The following is a 7,417-nucleotide window of genomic DNA, read 5'->3' on the forward strand; positions in this document are numbered from 1 at the left end:
ACCCCGGCCCCGGCCGCCGCCAAGTCCTGATCCTTTCGGGACGGACCGAGATCAAAGGCCGCGAAGTTCGCTTCGCGGCCTTTTTCTTTGCCTCGGCCATTGCCTGGTTTGAGGGCGCCGCGCCCCTTTGCAGACGGCGTGGGGCCGTCCGCAGCAAAGCTGGGCTTGCGGCCTTTTCCCATTCCGTGAGTAGAGTATCGAACCGTACCGCTTCACCGGAACCGTTCGACCATGATCCTTCGCCCGCTGGCCGCCGTAGCGCTCGTCGCGACGCTGATCGCCGCCCCCGCCTCGGCCTTCGCCGCCAAGGCCCCGACCGTCGCGCTGAAGTCGCTGGCCGACCTGCCCACACCCCTGCCCTATCCCTATGACGAGAAGGCCGACGCCGAGGCCGACGTCGCCGCCGCCCTGAAGCGCGCCAAGAAGGCCCACAAGCTGACCCTGATCGATTTCGGCGGCAACTGGTGCCCCGACTGCCGGATCTTCGCCGGCCTGATCGAGCAGCCCGACCTGAAGAAGTGGGTCGACAAGCACTACGAGGTCGTGACGGTGAACGTCGGCCGCTACGACAAGAACATGCAGATCCCGGCCCGCTACGGCGTCGACAAGTTGAAGGGCGTGCCCAGCTTCCTGGTGGTCGACGGCAACGGCAAGCTGGTCAACGACGGCGCCTTCTTCGCCCTGACCGACGCCCGCCACATGACCCCGCAGTCGATCGCCGACTGGCTGGCCCAGTGGCCGAAGTGATCTGAACGGCGGAGGGACGCCCCCTCCGTCGCCAGCTAGGGCCGCCGCCACCCCGTCACGCCGCCGCCGCCCGCCGCCTCGACGCGGGCGATCGCCTCGGCCAGGGGTTCGGCGGCCACGGCCATGTGGTGGGCGTTGGCGTGCAGGATCGTGTCGGGGTCCAGCAGGATCGCCACGTGGCCCTTCCAGAACACCAGGTCGCCGCGCCGGCGCTCGGCCTCGGCGATGGACGCGAAGAAGGCCAGCTGCATGTCGGTGTCGCGCGGGATCGCCCGCCCGCAGGCCGCCAGGGCCTGCTGCACCAGGCCCGAGCAGTCCAGGCCCAGCGATTCGCGCCCGCCCCACTGGTAGGGCGCGCCCAGATAGCCCTCGGCCACCGCCACGTAGTCGGTCAGGGCCACGCCCACCGGCGCCAGGTGGGCGGCGACGAACCAGCCCGTGCCCTCGCCCTTGGCGAAGCGGCCCTCGGTCGCCTCGATCGTGGTCAGGGCGTTCAGCGAATAGAGCCCCGCCGGCCGCGCCTTGATGTTCGGCTCGCCGAAGGCGTAGGTGCGCGGAACCGCCACCTGGTGGGTGGCCGGTTCGCCCAAGGCCGCCAAGTCGGCCTGGGCCACGAAGCCCACATAGCCGTCGCGCCCCGCCTGGCCCCAGGCGAAGCCGTCCTGCACGTCCAGCACCCGGAACAGCTCGCCGAACAGCAACTGGTCCCACTGCTCGGCCCTCGGGTCGGGCGCCTTGCGCAGGGCGGCGGTCGGGACCGCCACGCGGCGCACCGTCGGGGCCGCGTAGCGCTCGGCGGCGACCAGGCCCTGCAGGTCCAGATCGGCCAGGTCGGGCCGGGCCAGGGTCACCCGGGGATCGAAGCCGCTCATGCTTCAGCCTTCGGGAAACGCGATTTCAGCATGCCGTACAGCCCCCTGATCACCTGGGCCTCGCCGCCGGACGCGAAGCCCGGCCGCGCCTTGGGGTTCCAGGCGAAGATGTCGAAGTGCGCCCACGCGCCCGTGGTCGGGGCGAAGCGCTGCAGGAACAGGGCGGCGGTCATCGAGCCGGCCTGGGCCCAGGCGTCGGGATCGTTCTTGAGGTCGGCGATGTCGCTCTCGACCGCCTCCCGGTATCCATCCCACAGGGGCATGCGCCAAACGGCGTCGGAGGCGACGCGGGCGCCCTCCTCGATCTCCAGGGCCAGATCGTCGTCGGGCGTGTAGAACGGGATCACCTGCGGCCCCAGGGCGACACGGGCCGCGCCGGTCAGGGTGGCCAGGTCGATCGTCAGGACCGGCTCCAGCTCGGCGGCGCGGGCCAGGGCGTCGGCCAGGATCAGCCGCCCCTCGGCGTCGGTGTTGCCGACCTCGACGGTCAGGCCCGCCCGGGTGTCCAGCACGTCGCCGGGCCGCATGGCGTCGCCGGCGATGGCGTTCTCGACCACCGGGACCAGCACGGTCAGGGCCACGGGCAGGCCCGCCGCCATCACCATCCGCCCCAGGGCCAGGACATGGGCGGCGCCGCCCATGTCCTTCTTCATCAGCCGCATGCCGCTGGACGGCTTGATGTCGAGCCCGCCGGTGTCGAACACCACGCCCTTGCCGACGAGCGCTACGCGCGGATGGGCTGCATCGCCCCAGGTGATCTCCAGCATGCGCGGCGCGCGGGCCGGGACGGCGGCGCGGCCCACGGCGTGGACGGCCGGATAGTTCCGCTCCAGCAGGTCGTCGCCGACCACCACGTCCAGGGTCGCGCCGTAGCGCTCGGCGATCTCGCGGGCGATGGTCTCGATCTGCAGCGGCCCCATGTCGTTGGCCGGGGTGTTGACCATGTCGCGGGCCAGGGCGCAGGCGTGGGCGACGGCGCGGACCTCGTCCAGGTCGAGCGTCTCGTCCGCGACCAGTCGTCGCGGCTCGTCCTTGCCCCGGGTGCGGTAGCGGTCGAAGCGATAGGCCCCCAGGGCGAAGGCCAGGGCGATCTGGGCGGCGTCGAGGTCGTCGGGGACGGTGGCCAGGCGGTAGTCGCCGGCCGGCAGCCGGGTCGGCAGGGCCCGGAACAGCATCGGCTCGACCTTGTCCCGCGTCCCAAGCCCCAGCAGCACGCGGTCCACGGCCCCTTGCGGCGTCGGCAGGACCAGCACCTGGCCGGCCTTGGCCTTGAAGTCCTCCAGGGCCACGAAGCCCTTCACGAAGCTGGGCCGCGCCTCGACGAAGGCGTCCAGCTGGTCCTCGTACAGGCAGTGGATGGGCGTCGGCGCGCCGTCCTCCGGGGAGCGGGACGAGGAGGCGATGATCGGTTCCGACATGGGCGGGCCCTGAAGGTGGAAATTATGCTTAACGATTCCTTGAGGGCCCCGCGCGAGGATGCGGGACCGTCGGGAGATTCCTCTTCATGTGTCGCAAGCGCGCGCTCCTCGCAACCGTTCTCGCCCCCGTTGTCGCCCCCATGGTCGTTGGCCTCCTCGCCGCGGCCCCGGTCCAGGCCGCCGACAAGCGGGCCAAGGACGCGCCGCAGCCCGCGGCCGCCGCCGCGCCCCAGGCGCCGCGCAAGGCCACGCCTGCCGAGCGGGCCGAGGCCCAGCGCGCCGATCCGCTGACCCGCATGGCCTTCTGGTCGACCGAACTGGAGCGCGACGGCCGCGACGTCGAGGCGGGCGTGGGCCTGTCCCAGGCCCTGCGCGCCCTGGGCCGCTACGACGAGGCCGCCGACGCGGCGGCCGGCATCCTGATCTTCGCGCCCGACAACTACGACGCCCTGATGGAACTGGCCCGGGCCAACGTGGCGCGCGGCCAGGGCTTCTACGCCATCGAGCCGGGCCGCAAGGCCGCCGCCCTGCAGCCGCGCGATTGGCGCCCCCTGTCGCTGCTGGGCGTGGCCTACGAGCAGGCCAAGCGCGACGACGAGGCCCTGGCGGCCCACCGCCAGGCCGTGGCCCTGGCCCCGAACGAGGCCGTGCCGCTGAGCAACCTGGCCATGCACCTGGCCTCGAGCGGCGACCTCAAGGGCGCCGAGACCGCCCTGCGCCAGGCCGCCGCCCTGCCCACCGCCACCATCCAGGTCCGCCAGAACCTTGCCCTTGTGGTCGGGCTGCAAGGCCGCATGGACGAGGCCGAGAAGCTGGCCCGCCAGGACCTGCCGCCGGAGTCGGTCGACAACAACCTGGCCTGGCTGCGCGCCGCCATCGGCCAGGAGAGCGCGACGCGGTCGTGGAGCGCTGTGAAGGCGGGGGGCTGATCCAGCCTTCCCTCCCCCTTGTGGGGAGGGTGGACGCGAAGCGGACGGGTGGGCCTGCCGACTCGCCCTGCTGACTCGTCAAACCCCGCCCGACCCTGGCTCCGCCAGGGCCACCCTCCCCACAAGGGGGAGGGACGGATGCCGGCCGCCCCCTACCGCTGTTTCAGCACGTCCTGGATCTTGATGATCGCCGGACCCATGATCACGATGAACAGCACCGGCAGGAAGAACACGATCATCGGCACGGTCAGCTTGGCCGGCAGGGCCGAGGCCTTCTTCTCGGCGGCCGACAGGCGCAGTTCGCGGTTTTCCTTGGCCATCACCCGCAGGGCCGCGCCCAGCGGTGTGCCGTAGCGCTCGGCCTGGATCATGGCCGTGGCCACCGACTTGATGCCCGGATGGTTGGTCCGGCGGGCCAGGCCCTCGTAGGCCAGGCGGCGTTCGGGCAGGTAGCTGAGCTCGGCGGTCAGCAGGCCCAGCTCCTCGGCCAGCTCCATCGAGGCCGAGCCGACCTCGGACCCGACCTTGGCGATCGCCGCCTCGATCGACATGCCGCTTTCGACGCAGATCAGCATCAGGTCCAGGGCGTCCGGGAACGCCTGGACGATCGACTCGCGGCGCTTCTGGGCGATGTTGGAGATGTAGAGGTTGGGCGCGTAGTAGCCGGCCGCCAGGGCGACGAAGCAGGCGGCGATCTTCTGCATGGCCAGCAGGCCGAAGTCGTTGACCACGTAGAGGTAGAACGCCACCACCATCGAGAAGGCGAAGGGCATCACGAAGCGGAAGAAGTAGAAGGTCGAGACCGGCTTGGGCCCGCGGAAGCCGGCCTGGGCCAGCTTGTCGACGACCTTGGGGTCCTCCAGCAGCTTGGACAGCTGCAGGCGGTCGACGACGTTCTTGTACATCCCCTCGTCGGCGTGGCGCAGGCTGCCGCCGCCGCCCTTCTGGGACAGAGCCTCGCGCGAGCGGCGGCGCAGCTCCTCGCGGCGGTTGGCCACCGACTTCAGCCGGCCCTCCAGGCCGTTGCTGCTCATCATCGGCGCGGCCAGGGTGACGATGGTGGCGAACACCACGATCGCGATGAAGGCGCTGAACAGGGTCTGGGGATTGGTGAGCAGATCGATCATGGCCGCCTCCCCCTAGAACTTGAAGTTGATCATCTTGCGCATCACGAAGATGCCGCAGGACATCCAGAAGGCGGCGATCATCAGCATGATCCGGCCGCGCGGATCGCTGAACATCGGCGCCATGTAGGCCGGGGCGGTGATCGAGATCATCGTCGCCACGCCGGGCGGCAGGCAGCCGATAATGAAGGCCGACGACACGGCTTCGGCCGACAGGGCCTTGATCTTCTCGCCCATCAGCTTGCGGGCCCGCAGCACGGTCGACAGGTTGCCCAGCGCCTCGGCCAGGTTGCCGCCGGTCTTGGACTGGATGGTCAGGACGATGGTGAAGAAGCGCAGCTCGTTGGTCGGCATGCGCTCGTACATTCGGTCCAGGGCCTGCTCCATCGACATGCCCATGCCGGTGTTCTCGGTCAGGATACGGAATTCGCCGGCCAGGGGCTCGGGGCACTCCGTGCCGATCATCCGCAGGCAGTCGTGGACGGGCAGGCCCGACTTGATGCCGCGCACGATGATGTCGATGGCGTCCGAGAAGGCCTCGGTGAACTTCTTGGTGCGGGCCTTGGCCATCATGCCGATGACCCAGCGCGGCAGGCCGAAGCCGGCGGCGAAGGCCGCGCCCAGGGCGATGATCGGCATCTGGCGCAGCAGAAGCAGCATCAGCCCGACCAGCACGCCGACCACGCCGCTGATGATCCAGAACATCTGGACGTTGTCGCCCAGGCCGGCGGCGCGCAGGCGCGCGGCGATGGTCAGCGACGCCTTCTTCTTCTGCTGATCCTGTTCCTTCAGGGTCTTCAGCAGCTGCTTGCGGCGGGCGTCGGGGGTGTTGGCGGCGGCCTTGGCGCGGGCGGCCACGGCCTGGCGGTCGCCGGCGATCAGCTGGGCGCGCTTGACGGTCTTGGCCGAGGCGCCGCCGCCCCCGCCGGCCAGCACGAAGCCCAGCCCCGCGATGGTGATGAAGCCGAGGACGCCGGCGAGGATGATCAGCATGGCCCTATTCCGCCGCGTCGAGGGCTTCGGCCAGCTCGCGCTCCAGGCCGTAGTAGCGGGCGCGGTCCCAGAAGCGGGGCCGGCCGATGCCGGTCGAGCGATGCTTGCCCAGCACCCGGCCCTCGGCGTCCTCGCCGTTCATCTCGTAGACGAACAGGTCCTGGGTGACGATCACGTCGCCTTCCAGCCCGACCACCTCGGTGATGTGGGTGATCCGGCGCGAGCCGTCGCGCAGGCGGGCGGCCTGGACGATGACGTCGACCGAGCCGACGATCATCTCCTTGATGGTCTTCGACGGCAGGCCGTAGCCGCCCATGGTGATCATCGACTCGATCCGGCTGATCGCCTCGCGCGGGCTGTTGGCGTGCAGCGTGCCCATCGAGCCGTCGTGGCCGGTGTTCATCGCCTGCAGCAGGTCGAACGCCTCGGGGCCGCGGACTTCGCCGACGATGATCCGCTCGGGACGCATCCGCAGGCAGTTCTTGACCAGGTCGCGCATGGTCACCGCGCCCTGGCCTTCCAGGTTGGGCGGACGGGTTTCCAGGCGCACCACGTGCGGCTGCTGCAGCTGCAGTTCGGCCGCGTCCTCGCAGGTCACCACCCGTTCGGTCGGGTCGATGAAGGCGGTCATGGTGTTGAGCAGGGTGGTCTTGCCCGAGCCGGTGCCGCCCGAGATGACGATGTTGCAGCGGCAGGCGCCGATGACGCCCAGCACGCGGGCCCCTTCCGGGCTGATCGACGCGAAGTCGACCAGGTTCTTCATCGTCAGCTTGTCCTTCTTGAACTTCCGGATGGTCAGGGTGGGACCGTCCAGCGCCAGGGGCGGGGCGATGACGTTGACGCGGCTGCCGTCGGGCAGGCGGGCGTCGCAGATCGGCGAGCTCTCGTCGACCCGGCGGCCGACCTGGCTGACGATCCGCTGGCAGATGTTCATCAGCTGGAGATTGTCGCGGAAGCGGACGTTGGTCAGCTGGACCTTGCCGCCCACTTCGATGAACACCCGGTGCGCGCCGTTGACCATGATGTCGGCAATGTCGTCGCGGGCCAGCAGGGGCTCCAGCGGGCCGTAGCCGAGGACGTCGTTGATGATGTCCTGGACCAGGTGCTCCTGCTCGGACACCGACATCGAGACGTTCTTGATCGCCACCAGCTCGGCGACGATGTCGCGGATCTCCTCGGCCGCCGCCTTCAGGTCCAGCTGGGCCAGCTGGGACAGGTCGATGGTGTTGAGCAGCGCGTTGAAGATCGTGGTCTTGGTGGCGTGGTAGTAGTCGCTCTGCTCGCGGACCACGTTGGCGGTCGGCGGCGCGCCCTGGGCGGCGCGCAGCTGCTCC

The 7,417-nt window shown here is 70.3% G+C and carries 7 protein-coding genes; 2 read left to right on the forward strand and 5 right to left on the reverse strand.

Features of this window, described 5'->3' with window-relative positions; genetic code table 11:
* Positions 1-231 precede the first annotated feature (231 nt).
* On the forward strand, positions 232-747 hold the full coding sequence (locus WAE60_RS23970; RefSeq protein ID WP_029908885.1) for a thioredoxin family protein: 516 nt from the start codon (positions 232-234) through the stop codon (positions 745-747).
* Positions 748-782: 35 nt separating this feature from the next.
* Here the strand turns inward: WAE60_RS23970 and WAE60_RS23975 are convergent, their stop codons facing one another.
* Positions 783-1,619, reverse strand: a complete 837-nt coding sequence (locus tag WAE60_RS23975) for a C40 family peptidase (RefSeq protein WP_337689208.1) — start codon at positions 1,617-1,619, stop codon at positions 783-785.
* A complete protein-coding gene (locus WAE60_RS23980) occupies positions 1,616-3,037 on the reverse strand; it encodes a leucyl aminopeptidase family protein (protein ID WP_029908895.1) in 1,422 nt (473 codons plus the stop codon). The genes WAE60_RS23975 and WAE60_RS23980 overlap by 4 nt, the downstream gene beginning before the upstream one ends.
* A gap of 86 nt (positions 3,038-3,123) precedes the next feature.
* Here WAE60_RS23980 and WAE60_RS23985 point away from each other — a divergent pair, with 86 nt between their 5' ends.
* Positions 3,124-3,966: a pilus assembly protein TadD gene (locus WAE60_RS23985; RefSeq protein WP_029908898.1), complete on the forward strand. Its 843-nt coding sequence runs from the start codon at positions 3,124-3,126 to the stop codon at positions 3,964-3,966.
* Between the two features lie 152 nt (positions 3,967-4,118).
* On the opposite strand, the gene WAE60_RS23990 is transcribed toward WAE60_RS23985, so the two are convergent.
* The 3 genes from WAE60_RS23990 to WAE60_RS24000 all read right to left on the reverse strand — a co-directional run.
* Positions 4,119-5,093, reverse strand: coding sequence for a type II secretion system F family protein (locus tag WAE60_RS23990; protein WP_337689211.1), 975 nt, complete (start codon positions 5,091-5,093; stop codon positions 4,119-4,121).
* 12 nt (positions 5,094-5,105) lie between these two features.
* Positions 5,106-6,083: a type II secretion system F family protein gene (locus WAE60_RS23995; RefSeq protein ID WP_029908902.1), complete on the reverse strand. Its 978-nt coding sequence runs from the start codon at positions 6,081-6,083 to the stop codon at positions 5,106-5,108.
* 4 nt (positions 6,084-6,087) lie between these two features.
* Positions 6,088-7,417, reverse strand: a 1,330-nt coding sequence (locus tag WAE60_RS24000; protein ID WP_337689214.1) for a CpaF family protein, incomplete at its 5' end; no start/stop codon positions are given.

It is taken from the genome of Caulobacter sp. CCG-8 (assembly GCF_037402475.1).
Taxonomy (GTDB): Bacteria; Pseudomonadota; Alphaproteobacteria; order Caulobacterales; family Caulobacteraceae; genus Caulobacter.